Genomic DNA, 26179 nt, shown 5'->3' on the forward strand with positions numbered 1-26179 from the left:
TATCGCTGCCGTCCATAATGAGGGAAGCGTCATCCATCTTGCGCCGCGCGGGCTCGCGCGTGCTGGCGGTCATGCTGCTGGCAGCGGCGACCGTGCTGGCCGGCTGCGCCGGCGGCAACGCACCCAGCAATTCCTACGCGATGGCGCCGAGCGCCGGCTCCGGGGCGACGGTTACCTTCGAGTCCATCGACGGGCCTCCACCGCAGGTGTTCGACCGCATGGTCGGCGTGCTCGACAGCGAATCCAAGCTGCGCAGCCTCTCGATCGTCTCCCGCGAGGGGACGGCTGCCTACCGCGTGCGCAGCTACCTCTCCGCCCAGGTGGTGCGCGGCAAGACCGTGATCGCCTGGGTCTGGGACGTCTATGACGCCAACCAGCAGCGAGCGCTGCGCCTCTCCGGCGAGGAACTGACCGCCGCCAAGGGCGGCCGCGACGCGACGCGTGATCCTTGGCAAGCCGCCGACGACCTCGTGCTGCGGAAGATCGCCCAGGCCGGATTCAGCGGACTTTCCAATATGATCAACGGAGCGCCGGACACGCCCGGCTCGGTTCCGGGCCTGCGCGGACCAGCCGTGGCAAGCGTGATACCGGAGGCGTCAGCACCCGAGATGCCGGCCTCGGCGCTTGGCTACGCCCAGCAATAAGCACCGCTAAACCACGGGCCCAGTTTGCGGCCAAGCTGTTGGCCCGACTCAGGATTTTCGAAGGGAAAACGTAGCATCCCGGGTTGCCATTGGAGCCCCCGGCCTGATATTTCCTCGCCCGTCGTAACCGTGCTGCCAGTGGGTATTCTGTGATGTTGAACGTCGTATCCAGCAAAGCGCGGAAGGAAGCGTCCATGTCAGCCAAGAACGGCTCCATCAAGCTCGTCTCCGGCAACTCCAATCCCGCTCTCGCGCAAGCCATCGCGCAGGGGCTGGACCTGCCGCTGACCAAGGCGGTGGTGCGACGCTTCGCCGACATGGAGATCTTCGTCGAGATCCAGGAGAACGTCCGCGGCTCGGATGCCTTCATCATCCAATCGACCTCGTTCCCCGCGAACGACCACCTGATGGAGCTGCTGATCATCACCGACGCGCTGCGCCGCTCCTCGGCGCATCGCATTACCGCGGTGATCCCCTATTTCGGTTACGCCCGGCAGGACCGGAAATCCGCCTCGCGCACACCGATCTCGGCCAAGCTCGTCGCCAACCTGATTACACAGGCCGGCGTCGACCGCGTCATGACGCTCGACCTCCATGCCTTGCAGATCCAGGGCTTCTTCGACATCCCGACCGACAATCTCTACGCGGCGCCGCTGATGGTGCGCGACATCAAGGAGAAGTTCGATCTCTCCAAGACGATGGTGATTTCGCCCGACGTCGGCGGCGTGGCGCGCGCGCGCGGCCTTGCCAAGCGCATCAACACTCCGCTCGCGATCGTCGACAAGCGGCGTGAGCGTCCCGGCGAGTCCGAGGTCATGAACGTGATCGGCGACGTCTCCGGCTACACCTGTATCCTGATCGACGATATCGTCGACTCCGGCGGTACGCTGGTGAACGCGGCCGATGCGCTGATCGCCAAGGGCGCCAAGGACGTCTACGCCTACATCACCCACGGCGTGCTCTCCGGCGGCGCGGCTGCTCGCATCGCCGGCTCGAAGCTGAAAGAGCTCGTCATCACCGACTCGATCCTGCCGACGGATGCGGTGACCAAGGCGCCGAACATCCGCACCCTCCCGATCGCCAGCCTGATCTCGGACGCGATCGCGCGCACGGCGGCGGAAGAGTCGGTGTCGAGCCTGTTCGACTGAACACGCTGACTCCGTAGGGTGGGTTAGCCCTGCGGACTGCGCGAAGCGTAGGCCGCCGGGTGTAACCCACCTCTTTTGCTTCCGCGGAGACAGACATTGGTGGGTTGCGCCGAGCAGATGCGCTTCGCGCATCTGCAGGGCTAACCCACCCTACGATCTTGCGTTCTGACGCGCCGCAGCACGTCCCCGCCCACGGGTTGTTGCCGGCTGCCGCCCATGACATCATCCAAAGACCGAGTCATCTCTGCCCTCTGGACGCCTGATGCCGCACCGGAAATTTGCTTGGGAAAAACTGTCGGATGACGCGTTGCTCAAGCAACGCCTCTCCAGCCTGAGGGTTACGGTCGAAGGCACCTGGCTCGAAGATTGTGTCGGCACGCTCCACGAGGAGATGGAAGAGCGAGGCATCCGGCTACGGCCGCACACATGGATCTCGAGCGAATGGTTCAGCCCGGGAGGTGTGCCCGGCATCGCCATCCCCTTCTATCTCGCCCATCCCCGCCTGATGAAGCTCGAGAAGAAGATGATGTTCGACGTCGAGGGCGGCACCTGGCGCGAGTGCATGGCTATCCTTCGTCACGAGGCTGGACATGCCATGCAGCACGGCTTCCAGTTGCAGCGGCGCCGGCGCTGGCAGCAGCTGTTCGGGCCGTCGTCGAAACACTACCCGCGCTACTACCGTCCCAATCCGGCCAGCAGGCGCTACGTCCAGCACCTTCGGCTCTGGTACGCACAAAGCCACCCGGACGAAGACTTCGCCGAGACGTTTGCGGTGTGGCTGCGGCCGCGCTCGAACTGGCGAACGCGATATGCCGGCTGGCCCGCGCTGAAGAAGCTCGAATATGTCGACGAGCTGATGAGCGAGATCGCGGGAAAGCGGCCGCTGATCACGACGCGGGAGCGCATCGATCCGCTGCGAAGTCTGAGCCAGACGCTCGAAGACCACTACAAGAAGAAACAGGCATTCTACGCTTTCACCCCGCCGAAGACCTACGACCGCGATCTCTCCAGGCTCTTTTCCGCCGATCCCCGGCATCACCGGTCAAAACCGGCTGCGGTCCTGATTCGGCGGCACCGCGCCCAGATCAGGCAACTGGTCGCGCGATGGACGGGCGAGAACCAGCTCACGCTCGATGTCGTGCTCGACAACATGATCTCCCGCTGCCGCGAGCTCGATCTGCGCGCGGTTGGCCCCGAACAGAAGCTCGTTCTCGATTTCACCGTCCTCGTGACCGCCAAGACGATGCACGCGATGTTTGGCCCGTCTCGGCGCAAATGGATCGCGCTATGAGACGCCTTCGCATTCTGGTCCTCATGCATCCGGATTTCATGCCTCCGGATTCAAGCGACGGACACACCGCGCAGGAAATCAACGCATGGAAAACGGAATATGACGTGGTGAGCACCTTGCGCACGGCCGGCCACGAGGTTCGCGCCCTCGGCGCGCAAGACGAAATCAAGCCGGTGCGCGTGGCGATCGAGGAGTTCAAGCCGCACGTGGTTTTCACGTTGCTGGAGGAATTCCACAACAACGTCGCCTACGACCAGCACATCGCCAGCTATCTCGAGCTGATGAAGGTCCCCTATACCGGGTGCAATCCGCGCGGCCTGATCCTGGCGCGCGGCAAGGATTTGTCCAAGACGCTGGTGCATTACCGCCGGATTGCGGCGCCGGCCTTCGCCGTCTTCCCGATGCGCCGCAAGGTGAAACGTCCGACGCGTCTTGCACTGCCGCTGATCGTCAAGAGCCTGAACATGGATGGCTCCTTCGGCATCTCGCAGGCGTCCATCGTCGATACCGACGAGAAGCTGGCGGAGCGGGTCGCCTTCATCCACGAGCGGGTCGAATCCGCCGCCATCGCCGAACAGTTCATCGAGGGGCGAGAGCTGTATGTCGGCGTGCTCGGCAACAACCGGCTACGCGTCCTGCCGATCTGGGAATTGAAATTCGGCAGCATGGGCGGGCACAGGTCACGCCACATCGCCACCGAAAAAGCCAAGCACGACACCGATTATCAGGAGCGCGTCGGCATCGTCGACGGGCCGGCGAAGGACCTTGCGCCCGAAATCACCGCGCGCATCCAGCGCGCGGCGAAACGCATCTACCGGGCGCTTGGCCTCGATGGCTACGCGCGCATCGATTTTCGCCTCGCCGCCGACGGCACGCCGTATTTCATCGAAGCCAACCCCAACCCCGAGATCGCCAAGAGCCAGGAGTTCGCCACGGCGGCTCAACATGCCGGGCTCAAATATCCGGATCTCCTGCATCGCATCCTGACCCTCGGGATCAGCCGGGCCAAGGCGGGCGTGTCGCTGGGTTGAGGACCGGCCTGCGCGGCCGTTGTAGGGTGGATTAGCGCAGCGTAATCCACCTCTCTTTGCACGTGGATGGAAGGCTGGTGGATTACGCCTTCGGTTAATCCACCCTACGGCACCTAACCTGCCTCGGCTTTCGCGCTCACCACCTCGGCAAACGATTTGAAGAACTCACCGGCGAGCTTCGTTGCGGTCGAGTTGATCAGCCGCGCGCCGAGCTGGGCGAGCTTGCCGCCGATCTGGGCGTCAACCTCGTAGTGCAGCACCGTGACATCAGCGCCCTCGGATTCCAGCCGCACCAGCGCGCCGCCCTTGGCGAAGCCGGCGATACCGCCGGAGCCTTCACCCGAGATGCGATAGGCGTTGGGCGGATCGAGATCGGACAGCGTCACCTTGCCGCTGAACGTCGCCTTCACCGGGCCGACCTTGAAGACCACCGTCGCCGTCATCTCGTGCGGCGCGGTCACCTCCAGCGACTGACAGCCGGGAATGCACTGCTTCAGCACAGCGGGATCGTTCAGCGCCGCCCACACCTGTTCGCGCGAGGCGGGGATACGCTGGCTGTCGTTCATCTGCATGGTCGGTGTCTCACTCTCTATTGACTGATTGATTGGCGGCGCGGTGGCCGCGCCGGCGCTCCCTCGTGATCTCTGCGAGGATCGACATTGCGATCTCCTCCGGCGTGATGGCACCAAGATCGAGGCCGGCCGGCGCCTTGAAATCATCGATCGCGGCGCTACTCGTCCCTTCCGCGATCAGCTTGGCGCGCAGCGAGGCCATCTTGCGGCGGCTGCCGACGAAGGCGTGATAGTCGGCCCTGGTCGCGATGCCCGCACGCAAGGCTGCTTCGTCGCCCTTGCCCTGCGTCGAGACCACGACGAAGCGTTTTGCCTCGTTGAGCTCGCCGAGCTGGTAGCCGTCGATGATCACGTCGGCGTCCGGTTGCGCTGTAAGGTCGGCGGAAGGAGCGGCGAGCGTGACGTGATAGCCAAGCGCACGCGCTTGCGCCGCGAGCGACAGCGCAACCGGGCTCGCACCGAGAATGACCAGCGAGGGATGCGGCAGCACCGGCTCGACGAAAATGTCCATGGTGCCCCTGCTCGGGCACATGTTGCTGGCGAAGCGGACGCCATCGCGGCTCTCGCCCGCGCTGACGCCGAGTTCGGCCAGCAGGTTTTCCGGCTGCACCGACACCATGCGCGGCTCGCCGTCGGCGAGCGCCTCGCGCGCCGCCTTCAGCACCGCACCCTTGGCACAGCCGCCGCCGATCCAACCCGCGACGATGGTGCCGTCGGCCGCGATGATCGCCTTGGCGCCAGCCTTCGCCGCGGTCACCGACACTGTCCGCACCACCGTCGCGAGCACGAAGGCGCGCTCGGCGGCCTTCATCTGCGCCACGAGATTCAGCACTTCGACATGAGCGGTCATCGACATGTCCTCAGAGTTTGGCCAGATAGGGTTCGAGCGCGCGCAGGCTTTGCAGCGAATTCGCGGGCGCATAGAGATCGACATGCGGTAGCGCGGCCTTGATGCCCCGCGCCTCCGGCGTATAGCCCTCCCACGCCATCATCGGATTGAGCCAGACGATGCGGCGGCAGCGCCGGTGCAGCGCCGCCATCTCGCGGCCGAGCAATGCGGCATCGCCCGTCTCGTAGCCGTCGGACACGATCATGACGCAACTGCGCGAATGGATGACGCGCGCGGCGTGCCAGCGATTGAAGGTTTGCAAGGACTCGCCGATCTTGGTGCCACCCCCCGCGCCCTGCGCCATGATCGAGAGCCGGTCGAGTGCGCGGCCGGCATCCTTTTCCTTCATCGCGTCGGACACATAGGCAAGCCGCGTGTGAAACAGGAATGCTTCGGCCTCGCGGAACTGGTCGAGCACGCCGTGGATGAAGCGCAGGAACACGCTCGTGTACATGCTCATCGAGCCGGAGGCATCGAGCAGCACGACCAGCCGCAGCGGCTTGTCCTTGCGCTGCCGCTTCACGAGGCTGATCGGCACGCCGCCATGGCTGATGTTGCGATGAATGGTGCGGCGGAGATCGAGCCGGTAGCCGCGCCGGCGCGCCAGATCGCGCCGCGTCAGTCGCGTGCGCATCGCCTTGGCGAGCTGCGCTGCGGCTTCATGGGCCTGCGTAACCAGGTCGGGATCGCCGAGCTTTCTGAAATCGACATCGGCGAGGTTGTCTGTGCGCGAAGCACCTTCCATGCGGCCCTCGCCGCTGCCCGCCTCGGGCGCGTCGTCCGACGACGGCACCTGATCGGCGACCGCTTGGCTGCCGCCCTGCTCTGCTGACTTGTCCTGCAAGCCCTTCAGCGACGGGCTGTTGGCGCCTTGCGACGAGCCGACGGTTCGCGACCGCGAGCGGACTCGCTTGCCCAACCAGAACGCATCGAACAGCCCATCGAACTTGTCCCAGTCGGCTTTGCGCGCCGAGAACAGATGCTTGAACGCCGCGCGTAGGAGATTTGGCCGCGCCGCAAAGCCTGCCGACATCAGCGTCGCCGCATCCTGCCCCTCGGCGAGCCCCACCCGAAAGCCGGCATCGCGCAAGGTGCGCAGGAACGCGGCGACCTTCGCGGACACCAGGCGCGAGACCGCGTCGAGATCGTCATATCCGGGACTGGAGCCGCAGCAGCTCATGCGACCCTCCCGAGCAGGCGCTGCGTCACCTCCGGCGTGACGCGTGCACGGTCCTCGTGGGTCTTCAACAGGCAGATCAGCGTCTCGTGCACGGTCTCTGGAGCGTCGTGCAGATCGGTTATATCGAGTCCGACGAGAGCGGCTGCCCAGTCAAGCGTCTCGGCGATACCTGGGACCTTCCGCAGCTCCTCTTTCCGAATGCCCTCGACCAGACGCGCGATCTGGAGCGACAGCGACGGGCTCGCACCGATGACGCGCGCCAGGATGATCCGGGTCTCACGATCGACGTCGGGATAGTCGACATAGTGATAGAGACAGCGCCGGCGCAGGGCGTCGGACAGCTCGCGCGTGCCGTTCGAGGTCAGCACCACATGCGGAATAGTGATTGCGGGAATGGTGCCGAGCTCGGGGATCGAGACCTGGAAGTCCGAGAGCAGCTCCAGCAGGAACGCCTCGAACTCGTCGTCGGCGCGGTCGATCTCGTCGATCAGCAGCACCGGTGCCTTCGGGCGGCGGATCGCGGCGAGCAAGGGCCGCTCCAGCAGGTATTTTTGGGAGAATACCTGGTCCTCGATGCTGTCACTGCCGCGATGCGCCTGGATCGCCAGCAATTGACGCTGGTAGTTCCATTCGTAGAGCGCGGAGGACTGGTCGAGGCCCTCGTAACATTGCAGCCGGATCAGCTCGGTTGCGTGGACTTTGGCGAGCGCCTTCGCAACTTCCGTCTTGCCGACGCCCGCCTCGCCTTCGAGCAACAGCGGACGCCGCAACAATTGCATCAGCGAGATCGCGGTCGCCAGATCCGCATCGGCGATGTAGCCGGATGCAGCCAAAGCTTGCGCGATCTCGTCACGGCCTTTCATCGCTACGCCACCGCGCCCAGATCCTTCGCCGCCTTCCAGTTGCGCCAGAAATCGTGCGGCATCTGGATATGCGTGGATCCTAAGAACGAGAACGCGTCGTTGACGGCGTTGGAGAAGGCCGGCACGCCACCGACATTCGGGCTCTCGCCGACGCCCTTGGCGCCAATGGGGTGATGCGGCGACGGGGTGACGGTGAAGTCGGTCTCCCAGTGCGGCGTCTCCACCGCGGTCGGCATGAAGAAGTCCATGAACGAGCCGGTGACGACATTGCCGACCTCGTCGTAGCGGATCTCCTGGCCCATCGCGATCGCGAAGGCCTCGGTGAGGCCGCCATGCACCTGGCCCTCGATGATCATCGGGTTGATGCGGGTGCCGCAGTCGTCGAGCGCGTAGAAGCGCCGGACCTTGTACACGCCGGTATCGACGTCGATGTCCATCACGCAGAGATAGGCGCCGAACGGATAGGTCATGTTGGGCGGATCGTAATAACTGACCGCCTCCAGCCCCGGCTCCATGCCCGGCGGCACCGAATTGTACGCCGCCCAGCAGATATCCTTCATCGACATGAACTTTTCCGGCAGGCCCTTTACGCGGAAACCGTCGATGTCGAATTCGAGATCGTCCTCGTGGACCTCGAGCTTGTAGGCCGCGATCATCTGCGCCTTGGCCTTGATCTTTCGCGCGGCCATGGCGATCGCGGCGCCGGCAACGGGCGTGGAGCGCGAGCCGTAGGTGCCGAGCCCATAGGGTGCGGTGTCGGTGTTGCCTTCCTCGACCATGATGTTGTCGGCGGGAATGCCGATCTCGGTCGCGATGATCTGGGCCCAAGTGGTCTCGTGGCCCTGGCCCTGGCTCTTGCTGCCCACCCGCGCGATGCCGGCCCCGGTCGGGTGCATGCGGATCTCGCAGGAATCGAACATCGCGATGCCGAGGATGTCGCAATTCTTCGACGGCCCGGCGCCGACGATCTCGGTGAAGAAGGAGATGCCGAGGCCCATGATGTCGCGGGTCTCGCCACGCGCGAATGCGGCGCGCTTCTCCGCCTGCTCCTTGCGGAGCGCGGCGTAGCCGGTCGTCTCCATCATCTTGCGCATGGCAGTGTGGTAGTCGCCGGAATCGTATTCCCACCCAAGGGCCGAGTGATACGGGAACTGCTCCGGCTTGATGAAATTCTTCAGCCGTAGCTCGGCCGGATCCATGTCGAGCTTCTGCGCCAGAATATCCATGGCGCGCTCGATGCAATAGGCCGCCTCCGTGACGCGGAACGAGCAGCGATAGGCGACGCCGCCCGGCGCCTTGTTGGTGTAGACGCCGTCCACCGCGAGATGCGCGGTCGGGAAGTCGTAGGAGCCGGTGACGATGTTGAAGAAGCCGGCCGGCCATTTCGACGGATCAGCACAGGCGTCGAACGCGCCGTGATCGGCGAGCACGTGTACGCGTAGACCCGTGACCTTGCCGTCCTTGGTCGCAGCGACCTCGGTCGTCATGTGGTAGTCGCGTGCGAACGAGGTCGCGGTCAGGTTTTCGATACGGTCCTCGACCCATTTCACCGGCTTGCCGGTGACGATGGAGGCAACGGCTGCGCAGATGTAGCCGGGATAGGCGCCGACCTTGTTGCCGAAGCCGCCGCCGATGTCGGGCGCGATCACGTGGATCTTGTGCTCCGGCAGCTTTGCGATCAGCGCCACCACGGTGCGGATCACGTGCGGGGCCTGGAAGGTGCCGTAGATCGTCAGCTCGCCTTTGATCTTGTCGAAGGAGCAGACGCACTGGCAGGTCTCCAGCGGCGACGGATGGGTGCGGTGATAAGAGATCATCTCCTTGATGGTGACTTCGGCCTTGTTGAAGGCCGCGTCGGTCAGCTCCTTGTCGCCAACGGTCCACTCGAAGATGTGGTTGTCGTGCTTGCGCGGACCATGCGCGCCGGACATCTTGCCGACGAGGTCCTCACGCAGCACCGGTGCGTCGGGATCCATCGCCTTGAAGGGATCGACCAACACGGGGAGAGGCTCGTATTCGACCACGACCTTGTTGATGCCGTCATCGGCCGCATAGCGGTCGGTGGCAACGACGAAGGCGACCTCCTGGTTCTGGAACAGCACCTTGCCGTCAGCCAACACCATCTGCACGTCGCCGGCGAGTGTCGGCATCCAGGCAAGGTTGACGGTCTTCAGCGTCTCGGCTGTGATGACCGCGAGCACGCCGGGGACCTTCAGCGCTTCGCTGTCGTCGATCTTCTTGACGCGCGCATGCGGATGCGGCGAGCGGACGAAGTCGCCGTGCAGCATGCCCGGCAGCTTGACATCGTCGACGTAATTGCCCCTGCCTTGCGTGAAGCGGATGTCCTCGACGCGCTTGCGCTTGCAGCCCATGCCTTCGAGTGCGGCCGTGCGTTGTTCCCGCGTGGGAGTGAGGTCATTCATTCTGCGGCCTCCTGGAATTCCACGCCGTTGATCTTGGCGCTAGCGTACTGGATTGCCTTCACGATGTTCTGGTAGCCGGTGCAGCGGCAGATGTTGCCGGAGATGCCCATCCGGATTTCCGGCTCGCTCGGCAACGGATTCTCCTTCAGCAGCCGATGCGCGCGGACAATCATGCCGGGCGTGCAGAAGCCGCATTGCAGGCCGTGCATCATGCGGAAACCTTCCTGCAGCGCCGACAGCGTGCCGTCGGCATTAGCCATGCCTTCGACGGTGATGATGTCGCTACCCTGCGCCTGCACCGCAAACATCGTGCAGGATTTCACCGACATGCCGTCGATATCGACGGTGCAGGCGCCGCAATGGGTGGTCTCGCAGCCGATATGGGTGCCGGTCATCTGCAAATTCTCGCGGATGAAATGCACCAGCAGCGTGCGCGGTTCGACGAGGCCTTCGACCTCGGCGCCGTTCACCTTCATGGTCACATGTGTTTTCGCCATCGATCCCCTCCCCTTATTTCGCAACGCTGGCTGCGCGCTGCAGAGCCCGCGTCACCATGATGCCGCCAACATGTTTGCGGTATTCGACGGGACCGCGCGCATCCGCGGCCGGCGACATGATCGCCGAGGCAGCCGCAGCGGCCTTCTTCAGCGTGGCCGCATCGAGGCTGGTGCCGATCACCGCTTTGGCGGCGTCCGCGGCAAGCAGCGGCGTCTCGTGGACATTGGTGAGACCGATGGTGCAGGTCGCGACCTTGCCGCCCGCCATCGTCAGCACGACGGCGGCGGCCGCGGTGGCGTAATCGCCGACCTTGCGCTTGAGCTTTTCGTAGGCGTAGCCGTGGCCGGCGGCGGGCACGGGGACCGAGACCGAGGTGAGGATCTCGCCAGGCTCGAGCGCGGTGAAATAGGCACCCTGGTAGAAATCGGCCGCCAGGACGTCGCGGGCACCACTGGCGCCTTCGAGGCGATAGCTCGCCCCCAGCGCCATCATCAGCGCCGGCATGTCATTGCCGGGGTCGCCGTTGGCGACATTGCCACCGATCGTGCCGCGGTAGCGCACCTGCGGATCGGCGATCAGCAGGGCCGCCTCGTGCAGGATCGGCATCGACTTGGCGACCTCGTCGGAGGCCAGCAGCTCGTGCTGGGTCGTCATCGCGCCGATGACGAGATTGCCGTCCCGGCTTATGCCCTTCAGGGCGGCGATGCCGTGGAGATCGATCAGATGAGTGGGGGTCGCGAGCCGAAGCTTCATCATCGGCACCAGGCTATGCCCGCCGGCCAGCGGCCGCGCATCCTCGCCGAGGTCGACCAAGAGTTTGACGGCGTCAGTGACGCTCGCCGGCCGGTGATAGCTGAATGAGCCTGGGATCATCATCTCCTCCTCGTCGTCCTCTGGCGCGTGACGGCGCGGACGTTGGGGGACGGTCACTCCGGGCGGGGTGAAGCCGCAACACGAGCGGCACGGAACAGCGGATTTCGCACGAGTTGCGGCGGGGAACGCACGAATTGCGTCAGGGGGAGCGACGTATGAGCCGCGATCTCGCTGCAACCTCGCCCGCTTGCGGCAGAGGTCGACGCGCGAAGCGCGGCGGGTGAGGGCTCTCCCCTCTTGGGGGCTCTCTCGACGCGGAAGCACCCCCTCCCCGACCCTCCCCCGCAAGCGAGGGAGGGAGCGCACCTCCAGTGCAGCTCAGGCCTGCCGCCGGTTCACCAGCCCCAGCCGCGCCTTCACCTCGGCAATCTTGGCCCGGCTCACCGGCACCCGGTGCGGCGATGGGCCGTCGAGCTCGAGCACGGCGCCGTCGCCCTCCTTCCGAACCAGGGCGACATGGGGGATGGCGACGATATGGCTGCGGTGCACCCGCAGGAACAGCGAGGGATCGAGCTGCGCCTCGGCTTCGGAGATCGACCATGGACACATCCGCTCACGGGTGCCGTCATGGACGCGGGTGTAATGTGCGTCCGCCCGCACGCTGCGCACGGTCGCCGTCTCGATGAAATGCGTTCCATCAGCACTCTCGACCGGCAGCCGTGGCGCCGGTGCGCGCGGCGGCTGACCGAGGCCGCCGAGCGGCCCCACCGGGCGCGGCGGTGCGGCGGCGGCCATCGATTCGGCAGGGGCGACTGACGGCGAAACCGGATCGGCCGCCGGAGACACCTGCGCCTGCCGCCGATCCGGCACCAGCGACAGCAAGAACCCGGCGGCGATGACAAAGCAAAGCACGGCCACGATGATCGACAGCACCTGCTGCGATGCAGCAAGGCCGCCGCTGACATGGTGATGCCCAGCCCCCGTCAGCGGCTCGAAATGCATGCCGAGCATCGCGGTGTAGTGCATGCCCGAGACCGCGACACCGAAGACGATCGAGCTGACGATCAGGCGAACACCTTCCTGTTGCGCCAGAAAGGCGCGCAGGCCGCCATAGGCGGACACGACAGCAACCAGGATCGACAGCAGCACCATCGACGGGTCGTGGACGATCGCGAAGGATCCGGCCAGTCCATGGATCCCGACATAATGCATGCTGGCGATGCCGACGCCGAGCAGCACGGCCGACGACGCCACCCGCTTCAGGGACGGTTCGCCGATCGAGACGAAGAAAAGCGAGATGCCGACCACCAACGCGCAGATCAGGAACGAGATGATGGTGGGGAGCACCAGATAGACCGTGTCCGGCGGCAGCGGCGCGGCCAGCATGCCGACGAAATGCATGGTCCAGATGCCGACGGCCAGAAACGCCGCGGCACCCGCGAGCAGCAGGCGGTTGCTGGCGCCGGGCGTGTTGCGGATGCGAGCCGCAAGCGCAAAGCCGGTGTAGCCACCCAGGCTCGCAATCGCTACAGAGAGCGCGACGAGATAGGGATCGTGTCCTTCGAACATGATCTTGTCGGCCGCCCCGTCTCCACGGAGCGGCCTCCTCCCGCCGCCGACCTTACAGGGACGGCGGCGGAATTGACAATCAGCGGCGTGCGAAGGGGCAGCTCACACAATTCCCGCTGCGACCTGGCCGCGCAAGCGCTCCAGGCCGAGCAACGTCTCCGCGCAGGCGGCCGCGACCTCGACGCCTTTGATTGCAAAGTGCCTGCGGAAGAAATCGTAGTGCACCTCGGTCTCGTGGAATTGCTGCGGTGTCAGCACCGCGGAGAACACCGGCACTTCGGTGCGCAGCTGCACGTCCATCAACGCCTTGATCACGGTGTCGGCGACGAATTCGTGGCGATAGATGCCGCCGTCAACGACCAGGCCGGCCGCGACGATCGCGGTATAGCGCCGCGTCTTGGCGAGGACCTGCGCATGCAGCGGGATCTCGAACGAGCCCGGCACCTCGAACACATCGACATGGGTGAGGTGGCGGGCCTCTGCCTCCCTCATGAAGGCAATGCGGGCCTCCTCGACCACGTCGCGGTGCCAGCAGGCCTGCACGAAGGCCACCCGCTGCGGTTTTGCGAAATGCGGGTGCTTCGGCGCCGGCTCCTGTGGAACCGGCGGTTGGTTGACTTCGGAAGCTTGGACTTGGGGATCTTGCAACATCTGATTCATGGCTTTCCTTCAAAGGACCAGAATCAGGGCACACGGAACGACAAACAGCCGCATCCTGCGATGCGTCTGCCACCGACCGTTCTCTTTCATCCGGACTTTAACCGTCGGCTTCGGAGTTGCACCGAATCTGCTGACCCTTCCCTTCGGCAAAATCCTTTTCAGGAAAACCCTTGGGGAAGGCGCTCGCGGGCTTAGGCCTTTCGACCTTTACCGCCGGTGGGGACTTTCACCCCGCCCTGAGAACATCGGCCGTCCGGGATGAACGGCCTGGGAGCAAATATGACGCCGGTCCGGGGCGGCAGCAAGCGGGTTCCGCAGCAAAAACCTGCATGGTCCCATTCCGCTATGGCGGGTATGGCCCTCGCAGGGCGGAATTAACGATTGAACCTGCGGTCGCCTGATCCGATTCCGATTTGTTCTCAAATTAATAATTGTGTCCGAGATGAGCTGTGGACGACCGAGTCCTGACTTGTGGACGGACTCGGGACCCGGTTGCGCAGATTCCGCAAATCACATCAGTTGATCCGCGACAAGCCCGCGCTGGTCCGAAGGGATCGCAAGAGCGACTCCCAAGAGATCGCAACAGCGACTCCGAAGGGATCGCTAAAGCGACTCCGAGGAGATTGCCCTTAACGAGGTTGAGGAAGCGCGCGCCGGACCAACCGCGTGCGTATCAAAGACAACAAAAAGGCAAGAGGTCGAGACGGCATGTCCCTGCTCGAAGGCACTATCGATTCCAAGAGCCATCCGCTCGCGGTGGTCGAGGATATCGCTGCCAGCAACAACTGGCCGTTTGAACGCTCCGGCGAAGACGAACTGACGATTGTCTCGAAGGGACAATGGACCGACTACCAGATCTCATTCACCTGGATGGGCGAGATCGAAGCGCTGCATCTTGCCTGCGCGTTCGACATGAAGATTCCTGTCGCGCGCAGGGGCGAGGTGCAGCGGCTAGTTGCCGCGATCAACGAGCAGTTGTGGGTCGGGCATTTCGATCTGTGGACCAATACCGGCATGATCATGCACCGCCAGGCGCTGGTGCTGCCGGGCGGACTGATCGCGTCGACCGCGCAATGCGAAGCCATGCTCGCCGGCGCCATCCACGCCTGCGAACGCTACTTCCCGGCGTTCCAGTTCGTGGTGTGGGCGGGCAAGACCACGACGGAAGCGATGGACGCGGCGATGTTCGATACGGTGGGCGAGGCGTAAGGTTTTCCTCAGCACGGTGAGTGAGCCACCGCTCTCTCCTCGCCGTCGTCCCGGCCTAGTGCGCAATTGCGCACGGGGGGCCGGGACCATACCGCGTGATGCCCCTTGTGGCACACTGCTTGTTGCAAACACCTCCATCCACTAGAACCACCCGTGGTTATGGGTCCCGGCCTTCGCCGGGACGACACCGAATTCGTGGTGACCGCAGTGGCTAACAGCACTCTCCAGAACATCACCGGCACCATCCTGCTTGCCGGCGCCGGCAAGATGGGCGGCGCTATGCTGACCGGATGGCTTGCGGGGGGGCTCGATCCGCGCCGCGTCGCGGTGGTCGATCCACACATCTCGCCCGAGATCACCGCGCTGGCCGCCAAGGGCGTCGCGATCAATCCCGATGTGAAGACGGCAGGCCAAGTCGAGACGATGGTCGTCGCGGTGAAGCCGCAGATGTTCCGCGAGGCCGGGGCCAAGCTGAAGTCGTTCGTCTCCGACAAGACCTCGGTGGTCTCGATCATGGCGGGAACCACGATCGCCTCGCTCAAAGAGGTCTGCGGCGGCGCCGTGGTGCGCGCGATGCCGAACACGCCGGCTGCGATCGGCCGGGGCATCACGGTGGCGGTCGCAGCGAACGAGGTCAGCGTCGCGCAGCGCGCGGTCGCCGATGCGCTGTTGCGCGCCACCGGCGCGGTCGAATGGGTCGACGATGAAAGCCTGATGGACGCAGTGACCGCGGTCTCCGGCTCGGGCCCGGCCTATGTGTTCCTGCTCGCCGAAGAGCTTGCGCGCGCCGGCGTCGAGGCGGGATTGCCCGAGGCATTGGCGACGAAACTCGCGCGCGAAACCGTCGCCGGCTCGGGCGAGCTGCTGCATCAGTCTGAGCTGCCCTCCACAACGCTGCGCCAGAACGTCACCTCGCCCGGCGGCACGACGGCCGCGGCGCTCGGGGTGCTGATGGGCGAGCCCGGCCTGCGCGACCTGATGATCCGCGCGATTGCCGCGGCGACGAAGCGGTCGAAGGAGTTGGCGAAGTAGTGAGGTGTCGTAGGGTGGGTTAGCCGAAGGCGTAACCCACCTCTTTAGTTTCCGCAGAGACAGAAGCGGTGGGTTACGCTTCGCTAACTAACCCACCCTACGATACCGATGCCCGCCGCTATTTCGCCCCCAGCCGCTTGTTGAACATCTCGACATTGACGAGCCCGCGCGCATGGCGGCCTTCGCCGAGCCTGCGCGTGCCCTCGAACGCCTCAACCTCGAAGCGTATGACGCGGCGCTCGACCGCGACAACTCTCGCGGTGGTCCGCACCGTTGCACCGACGAGCGCTGCGGCGAGATGGCGAATGTCGACCTCGGTGCCGACGGTGACCCAGCCCGGCCTTAGCGCGGCGCGGATGGCATCGCCCGAGGTCATCTCCATCTCCAGGATCATCATCGGCGTGGCGTAGACAAAAGGCATGCCCGGCACGAAATGCCCGACCGTGCGCTCCACCGGCACTACCAGCGTGCGCTCGGCGCTCATGCCGATCTTGATGAAGTCGCGTGCGTCCATTGTTCTTGCTCAGTGTCGTCCCGGCCTAATGCGCAATTGCGCACGGGGGCCGGGACGAGAGCTGTGATTCCGGTTGCAGCCGCGCCTACTTCTTCGCGGCCGCGCGTTCCACGAAGGTTTTGCCGCCCTTCATTTTGTGGGCGAGCGGGGCTTCGTTGATCTGGATGACGACAGCGTCGGCGTCGACGCCGAGATTCTTCACCAGTGCCTGGGTAATGTCGCGCATCATGCCGGCCTTCTGTTCATCGGTGCGGCCCACGGCCATGCTGACGGTGATCTCAGGCATTTTGTTTGCTCCCTCTTGTCTCTCTCCGTCATGGCCGGGCTTGTCCCGGCCATCCACGTTCTTTGCCATCAAACAGGACGTGGATGCCCGGGACAAGCCCGGGCATGACGGCAGTTGCGAATGGCTAGCCCCAGCTCACGTCATGGCGCGCCAGGACTTCGCGCACTTTCGCGACGAGGTCGGCCTCGCTGCACGAGAACTGCGCCGGACGGCTCTCGCGCCATTCCTGGTTGGAAGCGATCGCAGCGGCAGCCTTGGCACCTTCGATCAGATCCTTGACCTGCACCTCACCGCTCGCCTTTTCATCCGAGCCCTGGATGATCACGCAGGGGCTGCTGCGGCGGTCGGCATATTTGAGCTGGTTGCCCATGTTCTTGGGATTGCCGAGATAGAGCTCGGCGCGGATGCCGGCGGTGCGCAAGGACGCCACCATCTTCTGATAGTCAGCGACGCGGTCGCGGTCGAACACGGTGACGACGACGGGCCCGAATTCCGGACGCGTGTCGAGCTTGCCGAGCAGCGTCAGCGCGGCTTGGAGCCGCGACACCCCGATCGAGAAGCCGGTCGCCGGCACCGGCTCGCCGCGGAAGCGCGAGACGAGACCGTCGTAGCGGCCGCCGCCGCCGACGGAGCCGAAGCGCACCGGGCGGCCCTTCTCGTCCTTGGTATCGAGCAGGAGTTCGACCTCGTAGACGGGGCCGGTGTAATATTCAAGACCGCGCACGACTGACGGATCGATCTTGATGCGGTCTACACCGTAACCCGACGCCGTGACCAGCTTGGCGATTTCTTCCAGTTCGCTCACACCGGCCTGACCAACCTCACTCTTGGCAAGGTAGGTTTCCGCCGCGGCAATAGCCTCTTTCCAATTGTCGCGAGGCTTGGTGATGGCGAGAACGACGTCAGCCTCCGCCACGCTCAAATTGGCGCCTTTCGTGAAGTCACCCTTGCCCTCTTCGCCGCCATCCCATCGTCCGGGGCCGAGCAGCTTGCGCACTTCGTCGGCGGAAAACTTGTCGAGCTTGTCGATCGCGCGCAGCACGGTCAGCCTGCGTCCTGCGTTCTCCTCACCCGCGAGCCCGATGGCTTCGAGAACGCCGTCGAGCACTTTGCGGTTGTTCACCTTCACCACGTACTGGCCGCGCGCAACACCAAGCGCCTCCATCGTGTCGGCAGCCATCATGCAAATCTCGGCATCCGCAGCAGGCGTTGCCGAGCCCACCGTATCCGCATCGAACTGCATGAATTGGCGGAAGCGGCCGGGGCCGGGCTTCTCATTGCGAAAGACATAGCCGACGCGGTAGCTGCGGTAGGGCAAGACGAGAGCGTCGGTCCCGTAGCGCTCGCCGACATAGCGCGCCAGCGGCGCGGTCAGATCATAGCGCAAGCTGATCCACTGCTCGTCGTCGTCCTGGAACGAGAACACGCCCTCGTTCGGACGGTCCTGGTCGGGCAGGAACTTGCCGAGTGCATCGGTGTATTCCATCGCCGGCGTTTCCACCGGCTCGAATCCATAAAGCTCGTAAACGGCGCGGATCTTCTCAACCATCTCGCGCGTGGCCCGGATCGCGGCAGGGTCGCGATCCTCGAGCCCGCGCGGCAGCCGCGCCTTCAGTTTCTGGGGTTTTTTGGGTTTTTCGGCCATGCGTGGCGTTTACCAGCCGACGTGCGAAGCGGCAACCGGGGTGTTCTTCACCTCGCCCCGCTTGCGGGGAGAGGTCGGATTGCGAAGCAATCCGCGTGAGGGGGACTCTCCGCGAGTCCGACTGCCACCGTCCCCGTGGAGACTCCCCCTCACCCTACCCTCTCCCCGCAAGCGGGGCGAGGGGAAGAGAGAGCGTCAATCGCGAATGATGGGGCCGTTACAGGACCTTGCGGATCCAGTTATGCGGATCATTGGTGCGGCCGTATTGGATGTCGACCAGTTGCTTGCGCAGGCCCATGGCGACGGGACCGGCAGCGCCGCCGCTGATGTCGAAATCGCCGCTGACCGAGCGCACCTTGCCGATCGGCGAGATCACGGCGGCGGTGCCGCAGGCGAACGCCTCCTTCAGCTTGCCGCTGGCCGCATCCTTGCGCCACTGGTCGATCGAGTAGGGTTCTTCGCGCACCGTCTTGCCGGCATCTTTCGCCAGCGCAATGATGGAGTCGCGGGTGATGCCGGGCAAAATCGTGCCGAGCGGCGGCGTCGACAGCGAGCCGTCGTCGAACACGAAGAACACGTTCATGCCGCCGAGCTCCTCGATGTAGCGGCGCTCGATTGCGTCGAGGAAGACGACCTGATCGCAGCCGTGCTGGATGGCTTCCGCCTGCGCGCGCAGGCTTGCGGCATAGTTGCCACCACACTTGACGGCACCGGTGCCGCCGACGGCTGCGCGCGTGTAATTCTCCGACACCCAGATCGAGACCGGCGCGGGGCCGCCCTTGAAATAGGAGCCGACCGGTGAAGCGATCACCGCGAAGATGTATTCCGACGACGGCTTGACGCCGAGGAAGGTCTCGCTCGCGATCATGAAGGGACGCAGATAAAGGCTGCCCTCGCCGCCCGGCATCCAGGCGCGATCGATGCGCACGACCTGCTCGACCGCCTCGATGAAGACGTCCTCGGGTATCTGCGCCATCGCCATGCGATCGGCGGAGTCCTTGAAGCGCCGCGCATTGGCGTCGGGGCGGAACAGGTTCACGCCGCCGTCGTCGCGCTTGTAGGCCTTCAGGCCTTCGAAAATTTCCTGGGCGTAGTGCAGGACTGCGCCGGCCGGATCGATTTGGAAGTTGGCACGCGCCTCGATCTTCGCTTCGTACCAGCCGCCCTTGGCCTGATCATAGCGGACCACCGCCATGTGGTCAGTGAAGACGCGCCCGAAGCCGGGGTCCACCAACTTGACGACCCGGTCCTTTTCGGCGGTCGGATTCGATGCGGGCTGGATGTCGAATTTCATGCTCATGTCCTTGCCTCCCGCTGCCGATGGCGGCGCTGTTCTGCACCTGCCTACCCTGTTTCGGGCCCGGCTGGCTTGACTGGTTTCTGGCCGGACCACCGCCAGCCTTGATTATGGCCGGTTTCCGTAGCCAGCATGCCGTGGAGGACATGCTTTTGCGGAAGACGGAAGTCCAGTATGTTTTGCCGAAATGCCGCTTCGACAATCGCACGGTAGATCTGATCCGGCCGTCGCCGCCTGTCCGGCACCCTCCGGCCGCTTCTCGAAATACCACCCGACGCGAAACGATCTAAAATTTCGTGCGGGTCAATCGTTTTGTAACATTGAACCCAAGATACGTCAATATGCCTGACATAAATTTCGCTACTCCCTCTCAAGACGCTGCCGAGCCACGGCCGGCGACAGGCGATGGAGGCAATTTGCGCTGGGATATCATCGAGCTGCTGTTCTTCGCCTATCGCGATTTCGTCGGCGATCCCGACCAGGAGCTGGAGGCTTTCGGCTTCGGCCGGGCCCATCACCGGGTCATGCATTTCGTCTACCGCTATCCCGGCCTCAAGGTCGCCGATCTCCTCGACGTCCTGCGCATCACCAAGCAGTCGCTCGGCCGGGTGCTGAAGCAGCTGCTGGACGAGGACTATATCGTCCAGAAGACCGGCGACAATGACCGCCGCCAGCGCCTGCTCTATGCGACGCCGAAGGGCGAGGCGCTGGTGCAGAAGCTCGCCGGCCTCCAGACCACGCGGATCACCAAGGCGCTCGCCGAGATGGCGCCGCAGGATGCCGAGACCGTCAAGCGCTTCCTGCGCGCGATGATCGACCGCGACGATCCGGACAAGGTGCTGGAGACGATCTTCGCCGCCATCCATCAAGATTCAAAGGAGTGACCGTGCCGCTCGCTGCCACGCTCGCCCGCCCGCCGGCGCAGCCCGCCGACGACGCCCCGCATCTGCTGCTGGTCGACGACGACCGCCGCATCCGTGATCTCCTGTCGCGCTTTCTCGCGGCCGAGGGTTATCGCGTCACCACCGCTTCCAGCGCCGGTGATGCGCGGTCGAAGCTTCTGGGCCTGCATTTCGACTTGCTGATCCTCGACGTCATGATGCCCGGTGAAACCGGCTTCGATCTCGCCCGGTTCATCCGCACCTCCTCCTCGGTGCCGATCGTGATGCTGACGGCGCGCCATGAAGCCGAAGCCCGCATCGAGGGCCTGCAAATCGGCGCCGACGATTACGTCGCAAAGCCGTTCGAGCCGCGCGAGCTCGCGCTGCGCATCAACAACATCCTCAAGCGCGCCGCGCCGCCGGCCCAGGCCGCGGCGGTGGAGAAGATCGCGTTCGGTCGCTACGTCTACCATCTCGATCGCGGCGAGTTGCGCCAGGGCGAGGAGGTCATCCACCTCACCGACCGCGAGCGCGAGATGCTGCGGATTCTCTCGGAGACGCCGGGCGAGACCGTGCCGCGCAGCGCACTGACCGGCAACGGCAGCGTCAACGAGCGCGCCGTCGACGTGCAGATCAACCGCCTGCGGCGCAAGATCGAAACCGACCCCGCCAATCCGCTGTTCCTGCAAGCGGTGCGCGGCATCGGCTACCGGCTGGTGGCCTCGCCATAGATCAAGTGAAGCACGACCGATGAGCACGATCGACACCGGGCTGACGCTGCTGCGAAGCGCCGCCGGGCGCGTCTCCGCCGCCAATGGCTGGATGGGCAATGCGTTCAAGGGCTGGATGCCGACCGGCCTCTATGCCCGCGCGCTGCTCATCATGATCGTGCCGATGGTGATCCTGCAGTCGGTCGTCGCCTTCGTGTTCATGGAGCGGCACTGGAACACGGTGACGCGCCGCCTGTCGGCCGCGGTGGTGCAGGACATCGCCGCGCTGATCGACGTCTACAAGGGCTATCCGCAGGACAAGGACCGCGACCAGATCCGCCGCATCGCCCAGCAGCGCCTCGGCCTCGTCGTCGATTTCCTGCCCCCCGGCGACATGCCGCCGCCCGGACCAAAGCCGTTTTTCTCGCTGCTCGACCAGACGCTGTCGGTGCAGCTCGGCCGCCAGATAGGACGCTCGTTCTGGATCGACACGGTCGGCCGCTCCAATCTCGTCGAGATCCGTATCCAGCTCGACGACGCGGTGATGCGCGTGTTCGCGCAGCGCAGCGCGGCCTATGCTTCGAACTCGGAGATTTTTCTGTTCTGGATGGTCGGCACGTCGTCGATCCTGTTGATCGTCGCGGTGCTGTTCCTGCGCAACCAGATCAAGCCGATCCTGCGTCTTGCCGACGCCGCGGAAAGTTTTGGCAAGGGCCGCGAGGCACCGAACTTCAGACCGCGCGGCGCGCGCGAGGTGCGGCGCGCCGCGGTCGCCTTCCTCGAAATGAAGTCGCGTATCGAGCGCACGATGGAGCAGCGAACCGCGATGCTCGCCGGCGTCAGCCACGATCTGCGCACCATTCTGACCCGCTTCAAGCTCGAGCTGGAGCTGATCGGCGACAGCCCGGAACTTGAAGGCATGCGCAAGGACGTCGACGAGATGTCGATGATGCTTGAAGACTACCTCGCCTTTGCCCGCGGCGATTCCGGCGAGCAGTCGCAGCCAACCGACATGTCGCAGGCGCTCGAAGAGCTACGCGGCGACGCCGAGCGCCACGGCCACACCGCGACCGTGACATTCAACGGCCTGCCCGTCGTGACGGTGAAGCCGGCGTCGTTCAAGCGCTGCCTCGCCAACCTCGTCACCAATGCCGCACGCTACGGCAGGAGCATCGCCATCACCGGCCAGCGCGATCACCGCTATCTGACCGTCACGGTCGACGACGACGGACCGGGCATTCCCATCCATTTGCGCGAGGAAGTATTCAAGCCTTTCCTGCGGCTGGACAATGCCCGCAACCAGGACGAAGGCGGCACGGGCCTGGGGCTCGCCATCGCCCGCGACATTGCCCGCTCGCATGGTGGCGACATCACACTGGGCGACAGTCCGATGGGCGGATTAAGGGCGAGCGTGCGGATACCAGTGTAGTTGATGTAGCCCGGATGGAGCGCAGCGCAATCCGGAACTCTTTTCCAAGGGATGAGAGTGCCCCGGATTTCGCTGCGCGCTCCATCCGGGCTACGATTTCCGCCCTACTTCGGCAGCAGCGCTTTCAGCTTGTCGACGTCGCGCACGTTCATCTTGAAGCCGCCGGGCATCACGATGTCGCCGGGTTTCTGGTCGGGCTTGCAGGCCCCCATCCATTTCGCTTCGAGCGTCATGGTGGTGTCGCGCCCTGCTGATCCGGCCGGGCCGCCTTGCGCATGCGACGAGGTCTTCACCGTGTAGGCCGAATTGAAGTCGCCGGTGATCTCGGCGTGCGAGGTCGTGGACATGCCGGCGACGTTGCACTCGGAATCGCTGATATAGCCGGTCGACGTCTTCTTGATGTCCTGCTTGGAGCAGATCTGCTTGGCCATCGGGGAGACGTTGTTGTTCATCTCCTTGTCGACGGCCTCGTCGGTACAGTGCTGCATGGTCATCTCCGGCATCGCCGAGCCGGTCCTGACCATCTTCATTTCCCAGAGACCGGCCTTACGCACCGGCAGATCGTCGGCGAAGGCGCTCCCCGCAGACAGCACGAGGCAAACGACTGGTCCGAGCAAAGCAAGCTTGCGCGTCATAGGCGAAACTCCCGGCTGAGATGTCGTTGGTTCTTGGCGTACCCTTGGCGTTTCCGAAACGCCTCAGTAGAGCGTGCGGATCGGACGATCGGCGGCGCCATAAGGCACCCAGCGGCAGGCGAACGAGATGTAGCCGCCCTCATAGGCCTGCACCGCGAGGAATTTGACCACCTTGCCATACCGCGCGCAGTGATCGACCGCGACCTGACGCGCATCGGTCTGGGTCGCCATCGAATAGGCGATGATGCCGCCGGTGTCGTTGCCCTTGAAGGGCGGCACCGGCAGGATATCGGCGCGCGCCGACTGGCTCGCCATCATCCCCGAGACAACCAAGCTGGCAAGAAGGCCCGCGGCCGCAATGATTCGCATTCCCGTCACTCCGATTGGTTGGCGGCAGTTTACGGTGCCGCGGCGGCCGTGGAAAGAACGGAAGGCTTGCTGACTGCGACGTTGGATCAACTCCTGGCCAAGTGTTGCCGCGCTGCACTTGACCTCCCCCGGCCTTCGCGGCACCGTCCGACCTCCGCGGATCATGCTGTCTGGATTGCCCATGCACGCCTCGACCTCCCTGAAATCGCTTCGTTTTGCCGCCGTTCTCGGCCTGATGCTCGGAGCGCTGTCGCTCGGTGAGGCCAGGGCCGCCAATCCGCTGGAGCTGAACTTCTGGCTCAGCGGACCGCGCTATGACGGCAATATCGCCGATTGCGAAAAGGCGCTGCCGACCATCGCCTCCCAGTTCTGGGAGAAGGAAAGGTCGTTCTGGAATTCGCCGTTGAAGATCGAGGGCTTCTCGGCTGTGCATGAGACCGCGTTTCGGCCCTGGGCGTCCGACAACATTCCGCGCCGCTTCTGCACCGGCGAGGCCATGCTCAACGACGGCAAGATGCGCAGGGTGCAGTTCTCGATCATCGAGGATGGCGGCTTTGCCGGCTACGGCCAGGGCGTCGAATGGTGCGTGGTCGGGCTCGACCGCAACTGGGCCTACAATCCGTCCTGCCGCGCCGCCAAGCCTTAAGCCCCCAAACCCAAATCGGAAAAGCGCTGATTTGGACCAATCAGGCGACCCGCCTGAAATTTGTTCTTGAAATGTTCTTATTGCCTGCTAGGCTTATTTGCACAGTCTAGTTGAGAGGCGTCGCCATGTTTCACTTCAGATTGCATTCGTTATCCCGTCTCGTGATCTCACTGACCCTTGCCGCCGGGCTGATCTCGCTGGCCGGCGGCGCGAAGGCCCAGGACAAGCGGCAGAACGCCCCCGGCGAATTCGATTTCTATGTGCTGTCGCTGTCATGGTCGCCGTCCTTCTGCGAGGAAGCGGCCGAGCGCAGCCGCGACGGCGGGCGCCCGAATATCCAGTGCGAGGGACGGCCCTATTCCTTTGTGGTGCATGGGCTGTGGCCGCAATATGAGAACGGCTTTCCGGAATACTGCCAGCGACCGTCGCCGCGGTTGAATCGCAACATCGTCTCCTCGATGCTTGACCTGATGCCGGCGCCGGGGCTGATCTTCAATGAATGGGACAAGCACGGCACCTGCACCGGGCTGACCGACCGCAATTATTTCGAGACCATCCGCAAAGCGCGCGCCGCGATCAAGATTCCGGCGGAATATCTCGACCTGTCGCAGGCCAAGACCGTGGCGCCGGGCGAGGTGGAAGAAGCCTTCATCAAAGCCAATCCCGGTTTGAGCAATGCGGCCGTCTCGGTGACCTGTAACCGGACCCGGCTCTCCGAGGTCCGTTTCTGCCTGAGCAAGGACCTGCAATTCCGCGCTTGCGAGGAGATGGAGCGCCGCGCCTGCCGTCGCGACCAGGTGACGATGCCGCCGATCAGGGGCGGTTAGGCTAAATCACGGGTCGTTCCGGGGCGATGCGCAGCGTCGAACCCGGAATGACGGGCGTTACTTTCACCGCCCGATGTCGTAACTCTGCGCGATGAACTACCGCCACGCCTTTCACGCCGGCAACTTCGCCGATGTCATCAAGCACGTCGTGCTGGCACGCATCCTGACCTATTTGCAGGACAAGCCGGCCGCCTTCCGCGTCATCGACACCCATGCGGGCGCCGGCCTCTATGATCTCGACAGCGACGAGGCGCGCCGCAGCGGGGAGTGGCTGACGGGGATCGCGCGGCTGATGCAGGCGCGCCTCTCCAACGAGTGCATCGCGCTGACGAAGCCCTATCTCGACATCGTCCGCGCCTTCAATCCGAAGGGCGAGCTCAAGGCCTATCCCGGCTCGCCGCTGATCGCGCGCGGCCTGATGCGGCCGCAGGACCGGCTTGTTGCCTGTGAGCTCGAGCCGAAGGCGCGCAAGGCGCTGATCGACGTGCTGCGCCGCGACGAACAGGCCCGCGTGGTCGATCTCGACGGCTGGGTGGCACTGCCGGCGTTCGTGCCGCCGAAGGAGCGGCGCGGGCTCGTGCTGATCGACCCGCCTTTTGAGGCGAAAGACGAATTCGAAAAGCTGGGCGAGACCTTCTCCACCGCTTTCGCGAAATGGCCGACCGGTATCTATGTAATCTGGTATCCCGCCAAGAGCCGGCGCGCCACGGACACGCTGGCGCAACTTGTTACGCGGGCCGCAGCTGCAGCAAAGCCGCCGGGAAAATGTCTACGACTCGAATTCAGCGCCGCGCCGCAGCTTGATGGTGCAGCCCTCACCTCGGCCGGGATCCTGATCGTCAATCCACCCTACACGCTGCAAGGCGAGCTCAAGACGATCCTGCCAGAGCTGGAAATGCCACTCGGACAGGGTGGCGCTGCCAGATTCCGATTGGAGGTGCCGAGGCCGTAACACTCCGGCATTCTTGGGAAAAATATGCAGTAGCGGTAGTCAATCTGCAAAGAACCGTATTATGCTGTTTCGGTGACTGGCTTTACGTTCCGCTTCCGCGAATGGTTGCGGCGGAGTGAAGGCCCTAAGAAAGATCCGACCGGACCGAAAGGTCCGCCCAAGGATG

27 protein-coding genes and 1 riboswitch are annotated in these 26179 nt (G+C 64.5%); of the genes, 12 read left to right on the top strand and 15 right to left on the bottom strand.

The genetic code is table 11. The features are described from left to right. Nucleotides 1-17: 17 nt before the first annotated feature. The 4 genes from JJE66_RS05000 (at nucleotide 18) to JJE66_RS05015 (ending at nucleotide 4114) form a co-directional block, all read left to right on the top strand. The gene (locus JJE66_RS05000) at nucleotides 18-644 is read left to right on the top strand and encodes a hypothetical protein (RefSeq protein ID WP_200512982.1); all 627 of its coding nucleotides are present in this window, start codon (nucleotides 18-20) and stop codon (nucleotides 642-644) included. 194 nt (nucleotides 645-838) lie between these two features. Continuing rightward, nucleotides 839-1792: a ribose-phosphate pyrophosphokinase gene (locus JJE66_RS05005; RefSeq protein ID WP_200512983.1), complete on the top strand. Its 954-nt coding sequence runs from the start codon at nucleotides 839-841 to the stop codon at nucleotides 1790-1792. 262 nt (nucleotides 1793-2054) lie between these two features. Further along, a complete protein-coding gene (locus JJE66_RS05010; protein WP_200512984.1) occupies nucleotides 2055-3083 on the top strand; it encodes a putative zinc-binding metallopeptidase in 1029 nt (342 codons plus the stop codon). Continuing rightward, nucleotides 3080-4114, top strand: a complete 1035-nt coding sequence (locus JJE66_RS05015; RefSeq protein WP_200512985.1) for an ATP-grasp domain-containing protein — start codon at nucleotides 3080-3082, stop codon at nucleotides 4112-4114. The genes JJE66_RS05010 and JJE66_RS05015 overlap by 4 nt, the downstream gene beginning before the upstream one ends. Before the next feature lie 113 nt (nucleotides 4115-4227). Here JJE66_RS05015 and JJE66_RS05020 read toward each other — a convergent pair whose 3' ends face one another. The 9 genes from JJE66_RS05020 to JJE66_RS05060 all read right to left on the bottom strand — a co-directional run bounded on the left by JJE66_RS05020 (nucleotide 4228) and on the right by JJE66_RS05060 (nucleotide 13581). Then, the gene (locus tag JJE66_RS05020; RefSeq protein ID WP_200512986.1) at nucleotides 4228-4686 is read right to left on the bottom strand and encodes a carbon monoxide dehydrogenase subunit G; all 459 of its coding nucleotides are present in this window, start codon (nucleotides 4684-4686) and stop codon (nucleotides 4228-4230) included. Between the two features lie 10 nt (nucleotides 4687-4696). Continuing rightward, entirely contained in the window at nucleotides 4697-5536 is an 840-nt protein-coding gene (locus JJE66_RS05025) for an XdhC family protein (protein WP_200512987.1), read from the bottom strand. 10 nt (nucleotides 5537-5546) lie between these two features. After that, nucleotides 5547-6755 (bottom strand): VWA domain-containing protein, encoded by a 1209-nt coding sequence (locus JJE66_RS05030; RefSeq protein ID WP_200512988.1) that lies wholly within the window; start codon nucleotides 6753-6755, stop codon nucleotides 5547-5549. After that, nucleotides 6752-7618, bottom strand: coding sequence for a MoxR family ATPase (locus JJE66_RS05035; RefSeq protein WP_200512989.1), 867 nt, complete (start codon nucleotides 7616-7618; stop codon nucleotides 6752-6754). The genes JJE66_RS05030 and JJE66_RS05035 overlap by 4 nt, the downstream gene beginning before the upstream one ends. A gap of 2 nt (nucleotides 7619-7620) precedes the next feature. Beyond that, the gene (locus JJE66_RS05040) at nucleotides 7621-10041 is read right to left on the bottom strand and encodes an aerobic carbon-monoxide dehydrogenase large subunit (protein ID WP_200512990.1); all 2421 of its coding nucleotides are present in this window, start codon (nucleotides 10039-10041) and stop codon (nucleotides 7621-7623) included. After that, a complete protein-coding gene (locus JJE66_RS05045) occupies nucleotides 10038-10538 on the bottom strand; it encodes a (2Fe-2S)-binding protein (protein WP_200512991.1) in 501 nt (166 codons plus the stop codon). The genes JJE66_RS05040 and JJE66_RS05045 overlap by 4 nt, the downstream gene beginning before the upstream one ends. A gap of 13 nt (nucleotides 10539-10551) precedes the next feature. Continuing rightward, complete coding sequence (locus JJE66_RS05050) at nucleotides 10552-11412, bottom strand: xanthine dehydrogenase family protein subunit M (protein ID WP_200512992.1); 861 nt, start codon at nucleotides 11410-11412, stop codon at nucleotides 10552-10554. Between the two features lie 318 nt (nucleotides 11413-11730). Further along, nucleotides 11731-12921 (bottom strand): MHYT domain-containing protein, encoded by a 1191-nt coding sequence (locus JJE66_RS05055; RefSeq protein WP_200512993.1) that lies wholly within the window; start codon nucleotides 12919-12921, stop codon nucleotides 11731-11733. A gap of 102 nt (nucleotides 12922-13023) precedes the next feature. Then, complete coding sequence (locus JJE66_RS05060; RefSeq protein WP_200512994.1) at nucleotides 13024-13581, bottom strand: 6,7-dimethyl-8-ribityllumazine synthase; 558 nt, start codon at nucleotides 13579-13581, stop codon at nucleotides 13024-13026. A 74-nt stretch (nucleotides 13582-13655) separates the two neighbouring features. Continuing rightward, nucleotides 13656-13829: riboswitch (FMN riboswitch) on the bottom strand. A gap of 460 nt (nucleotides 13830-14289) precedes the next feature. Between JJE66_RS05060 and JJE66_RS05065 the strand changes: the two genes are divergently transcribed. After that, on the top strand, nucleotides 14290-14790 hold the full coding sequence (locus tag JJE66_RS05065) for a YbjN domain-containing protein (protein WP_200512995.1): 501 nt from the start codon (nucleotides 14290-14292) through the stop codon (nucleotides 14788-14790). A 159-nt stretch (nucleotides 14791-14949) separates the two neighbouring features. After that, the gene (gene proC, locus JJE66_RS05070; protein ID WP_200515273.1) at nucleotides 14950-15822 is read left to right on the top strand and encodes a pyrroline-5-carboxylate reductase; all 873 of its coding nucleotides are present in this window, start codon (nucleotides 14950-14952) and stop codon (nucleotides 15820-15822) included. A 118-nt stretch (nucleotides 15823-15940) separates the two neighbouring features. Here proC and JJE66_RS05075 read toward each other — a convergent pair whose 3' ends face one another. From JJE66_RS05075 to JJE66_RS05090, 4 genes are all read right to left on the bottom strand, one after another. Next, on the bottom strand, nucleotides 15941-16336 hold the full coding sequence (locus JJE66_RS05075) for a thioesterase family protein (RefSeq protein WP_200512996.1): 396 nt from the start codon (nucleotides 16334-16336) through the stop codon (nucleotides 15941-15943). Nucleotides 16337-16421: 85 nt separating this feature from the next. Then, on the bottom strand, nucleotides 16422-16622 hold the full coding sequence (locus JJE66_RS05080) for a tautomerase family protein (RefSeq protein ID WP_200512997.1): 201 nt from the start codon (nucleotides 16620-16622) through the stop codon (nucleotides 16422-16424). 124 nt (nucleotides 16623-16746) lie between these two features. After that, nucleotides 16747-18267, bottom strand: coding sequence for a histidine--tRNA ligase (gene hisS, locus JJE66_RS05085; RefSeq protein WP_200512998.1), 1521 nt, complete (start codon nucleotides 18265-18267; stop codon nucleotides 16747-16749). A 217-nt stretch (nucleotides 18268-18484) separates the two neighbouring features. Then, nucleotides 18485-19567: a branched-chain amino acid aminotransferase gene (locus JJE66_RS05090; protein WP_200512999.1), complete on the bottom strand. Its 1083-nt coding sequence runs from the start codon at nucleotides 19565-19567 to the stop codon at nucleotides 18485-18487. Between the two features lie 338 nt (nucleotides 19568-19905). Here JJE66_RS05090 and JJE66_RS05095 point away from each other — a divergent pair, with 338 nt between their 5' ends. The 3 genes from JJE66_RS05095 to JJE66_RS05105 are packed head-to-tail and all read left to right on the top strand — an operon-like array spanning nucleotide 19906 to nucleotide 22584. Beyond that, entirely contained in the window at nucleotides 19906-20448 is a 543-nt protein-coding gene (locus JJE66_RS05095; protein WP_246756086.1) for a MarR family transcriptional regulator, read from the top strand. After that, complete coding sequence (locus JJE66_RS05100) at nucleotides 20445-21176, top strand: response regulator (protein WP_200513001.1); 732 nt, start codon at nucleotides 20445-20447, stop codon at nucleotides 21174-21176. Before JJE66_RS05095 ends, JJE66_RS05100 begins: the two co-directional genes overlap by 4 nt. A gap of 19 nt (nucleotides 21177-21195) precedes the next feature. Next, a complete protein-coding gene (locus tag JJE66_RS05105; RefSeq protein ID WP_200513002.1) occupies nucleotides 21196-22584 on the top strand; it encodes an ATP-binding protein in 1389 nt (462 codons plus the stop codon). Nucleotides 22585-22688: 104 nt separating this feature from the next. On the opposite strand, the gene JJE66_RS05110 is transcribed toward JJE66_RS05105, so the two are convergent. Next, complete coding sequence (locus JJE66_RS05110; RefSeq protein ID WP_200513003.1) at nucleotides 22689-23219, bottom strand: DUF3617 family protein; 531 nt, start codon at nucleotides 23217-23219, stop codon at nucleotides 22689-22691. 63 nt (nucleotides 23220-23282) lie between these two features. Continuing rightward, nucleotides 23283-23588, bottom strand: a complete 306-nt coding sequence (locus tag JJE66_RS05115; protein ID WP_200513004.1) for a hypothetical protein — start codon at nucleotides 23586-23588, stop codon at nucleotides 23283-23285. 181 nt (nucleotides 23589-23769) lie between these two features. Between JJE66_RS05115 and JJE66_RS05120 the strand changes: the two genes are divergently transcribed. From JJE66_RS05120 to JJE66_RS05130, 3 genes are all read left to right on the top strand, one after another. Then, nucleotides 23770-24234 (top strand): hypothetical protein, encoded by a 465-nt coding sequence (locus tag JJE66_RS05120; RefSeq protein ID WP_200513005.1) that lies wholly within the window; start codon nucleotides 23770-23772, stop codon nucleotides 24232-24234. A 125-nt stretch (nucleotides 24235-24359) separates the two neighbouring features. Next, complete coding sequence (locus JJE66_RS05125; protein WP_200513006.1) at nucleotides 24360-25061, top strand: ribonuclease T2 family protein; 702 nt, start codon at nucleotides 24360-24362, stop codon at nucleotides 25059-25061. 91 nt (nucleotides 25062-25152) lie between these two features. Continuing rightward, nucleotides 25153-26013 carry a 23S rRNA (adenine(2030)-N(6))-methyltransferase RlmJ gene (locus tag JJE66_RS05130; RefSeq protein ID WP_200513007.1) on the top strand — a complete coding sequence of 287 codons (861 nt, stop codon included), beginning with the start codon at nucleotides 25153-25155 and terminating at the stop codon, nucleotides 26011-26013. Nucleotides 26014-26179: the final 166 nt, after the last annotated feature.

Origin of the sequence: Bradyrhizobium diazoefficiens, from assembly GCF_016612535.1 — a bacterium.
GTDB lineage: Bacteria > Pseudomonadota > Alphaproteobacteria > Rhizobiales > Xanthobacteraceae > Bradyrhizobium > Bradyrhizobium diazoefficiens_C.

Excerpts from the sequence above, each read along its gene's own strand:
- JJE66_RS05000 (WP_200512982.1), top strand. The coding sequence starts at position 18 with ATGAGGGAAGCGTCATCCATCTTGCGCCGCGCGGGCTCGCGCGTGCTG.
- JJE66_RS05005 (WP_200512983.1), top strand. The coding sequence starts at position 839 with ATGTCAGCCAAGAACGGCTCCATCAAGCTCGTCTCCGGCAACTCCAAT.
- JJE66_RS05010 (WP_200512984.1), top strand. The coding sequence starts at position 2,055 with ATGCCGCACCGGAAATTTGCTTGGGAAAAACTGTCGGATGACGCGTTG.
- JJE66_RS05015 (WP_200512985.1), top strand. The coding sequence starts at position 3,080 with ATGAGACGCCTTCGCATTCTGGTCCTCATGCATCCGGATTTCATGCCT.
- JJE66_RS05020 (WP_200512986.1), bottom strand. The coding sequence starts at position 4,686 with ATGCAGATGAACGACAGCCAGCGTATCCCCGCCTCGCGCGAACAGGTG.
- JJE66_RS05025 (WP_200512987.1), bottom strand. The coding sequence starts at position 5,536 with ATGACCGCTCATGTCGAAGTGCTGAATCTCGTGGCGCAGATGAAGGCC.
- JJE66_RS05030 (WP_200512988.1), bottom strand. The coding sequence starts at position 6,755 with ATGAGCTGCTGCGGCTCCAGTCCCGGATATGACGATCTCGACGCGGTC.
- JJE66_RS05035 (WP_200512989.1), bottom strand. The coding sequence starts at position 7,618 with ATGAAAGGCCGTGACGAGATCGCGCAAGCTTTGGCTGCATCCGGCTAC.
- JJE66_RS05040 (WP_200512990.1), bottom strand. The coding sequence starts at position 10,041 with ATGAATGACCTCACTCCCACGCGGGAACAACGCACGGCCGCACTCGAA.
- JJE66_RS05045 (WP_200512991.1), bottom strand. The coding sequence starts at position 10,538 with ATGGCGAAAACACATGTGACCATGAAGGTGAACGGCGCCGAGGTCGAA.
- JJE66_RS05050 (WP_200512992.1), bottom strand. The coding sequence starts at position 11,412 with ATGATCCCAGGCTCATTCAGCTATCACCGGCCGGCGAGCGTCACTGAC.
- JJE66_RS05055 (WP_200512993.1), bottom strand. The coding sequence starts at position 12,921 with ATGTTCGAAGGACACGATCCCTATCTCGTCGCGCTCTCTGTAGCGATT.
- JJE66_RS05060 (WP_200512994.1), bottom strand. The coding sequence starts at position 13,581 with ATGAATCAGATGTTGCAAGATCCCCAAGTCCAAGCTTCCGAAGTCAAC.
- JJE66_RS05065 (WP_200512995.1), top strand. The coding sequence starts at position 14,290 with ATGTCCCTGCTCGAAGGCACTATCGATTCCAAGAGCCATCCGCTCGCG.
- proC (WP_200515273.1), top strand. The coding sequence starts at position 14,950 with ATGGGTCCCGGCCTTCGCCGGGACGACACCGAATTCGTGGTGACCGCA.
- JJE66_RS05075 (WP_200512996.1), bottom strand. The coding sequence starts at position 16,336 with ATGGACGCACGCGACTTCATCAAGATCGGCATGAGCGCCGAGCGCACG.
- JJE66_RS05080 (WP_200512997.1), bottom strand. The coding sequence starts at position 16,622 with ATGCCTGAGATCACCGTCAGCATGGCCGTGGGCCGCACCGATGAACAG.
- hisS (WP_200512998.1), bottom strand. The coding sequence starts at position 18,267 with ATGGCCGAAAAACCCAAAAAACCCCAGAAACTGAAGGCGCGGCTGCCG.
- JJE66_RS05090 (WP_200512999.1), bottom strand. The coding sequence starts at position 19,567 with ATGAGCATGAAATTCGACATCCAGCCCGCATCGAATCCGACCGCCGAA.
- JJE66_RS05095 (WP_246756086.1), top strand. The coding sequence starts at position 19,906 with ATGCCTGACATAAATTTCGCTACTCCCTCTCAAGACGCTGCCGAGCCA.
- JJE66_RS05105 (WP_200513002.1), top strand. The coding sequence starts at position 21,196 with ATGAGCACGATCGACACCGGGCTGACGCTGCTGCGAAGCGCCGCCGGG.
- JJE66_RS05110 (WP_200513003.1), bottom strand. The coding sequence starts at position 23,219 with ATGACGCGCAAGCTTGCTTTGCTCGGACCAGTCGTTTGCCTCGTGCTG.
- JJE66_RS05115 (WP_200513004.1), bottom strand. The coding sequence starts at position 23,588 with ATGCGAATCATTGCGGCCGCGGGCCTTCTTGCCAGCTTGGTTGTCTCG.
- JJE66_RS05120 (WP_200513005.1), top strand. The coding sequence starts at position 23,770 with ATGCACGCCTCGACCTCCCTGAAATCGCTTCGTTTTGCCGCCGTTCTC.
- JJE66_RS05125 (WP_200513006.1), top strand. The coding sequence starts at position 24,360 with ATGTTTCACTTCAGATTGCATTCGTTATCCCGTCTCGTGATCTCACTG.
- JJE66_RS05130 (WP_200513007.1), top strand. The coding sequence starts at position 25,153 with ATGAACTACCGCCACGCCTTTCACGCCGGCAACTTCGCCGATGTCATC.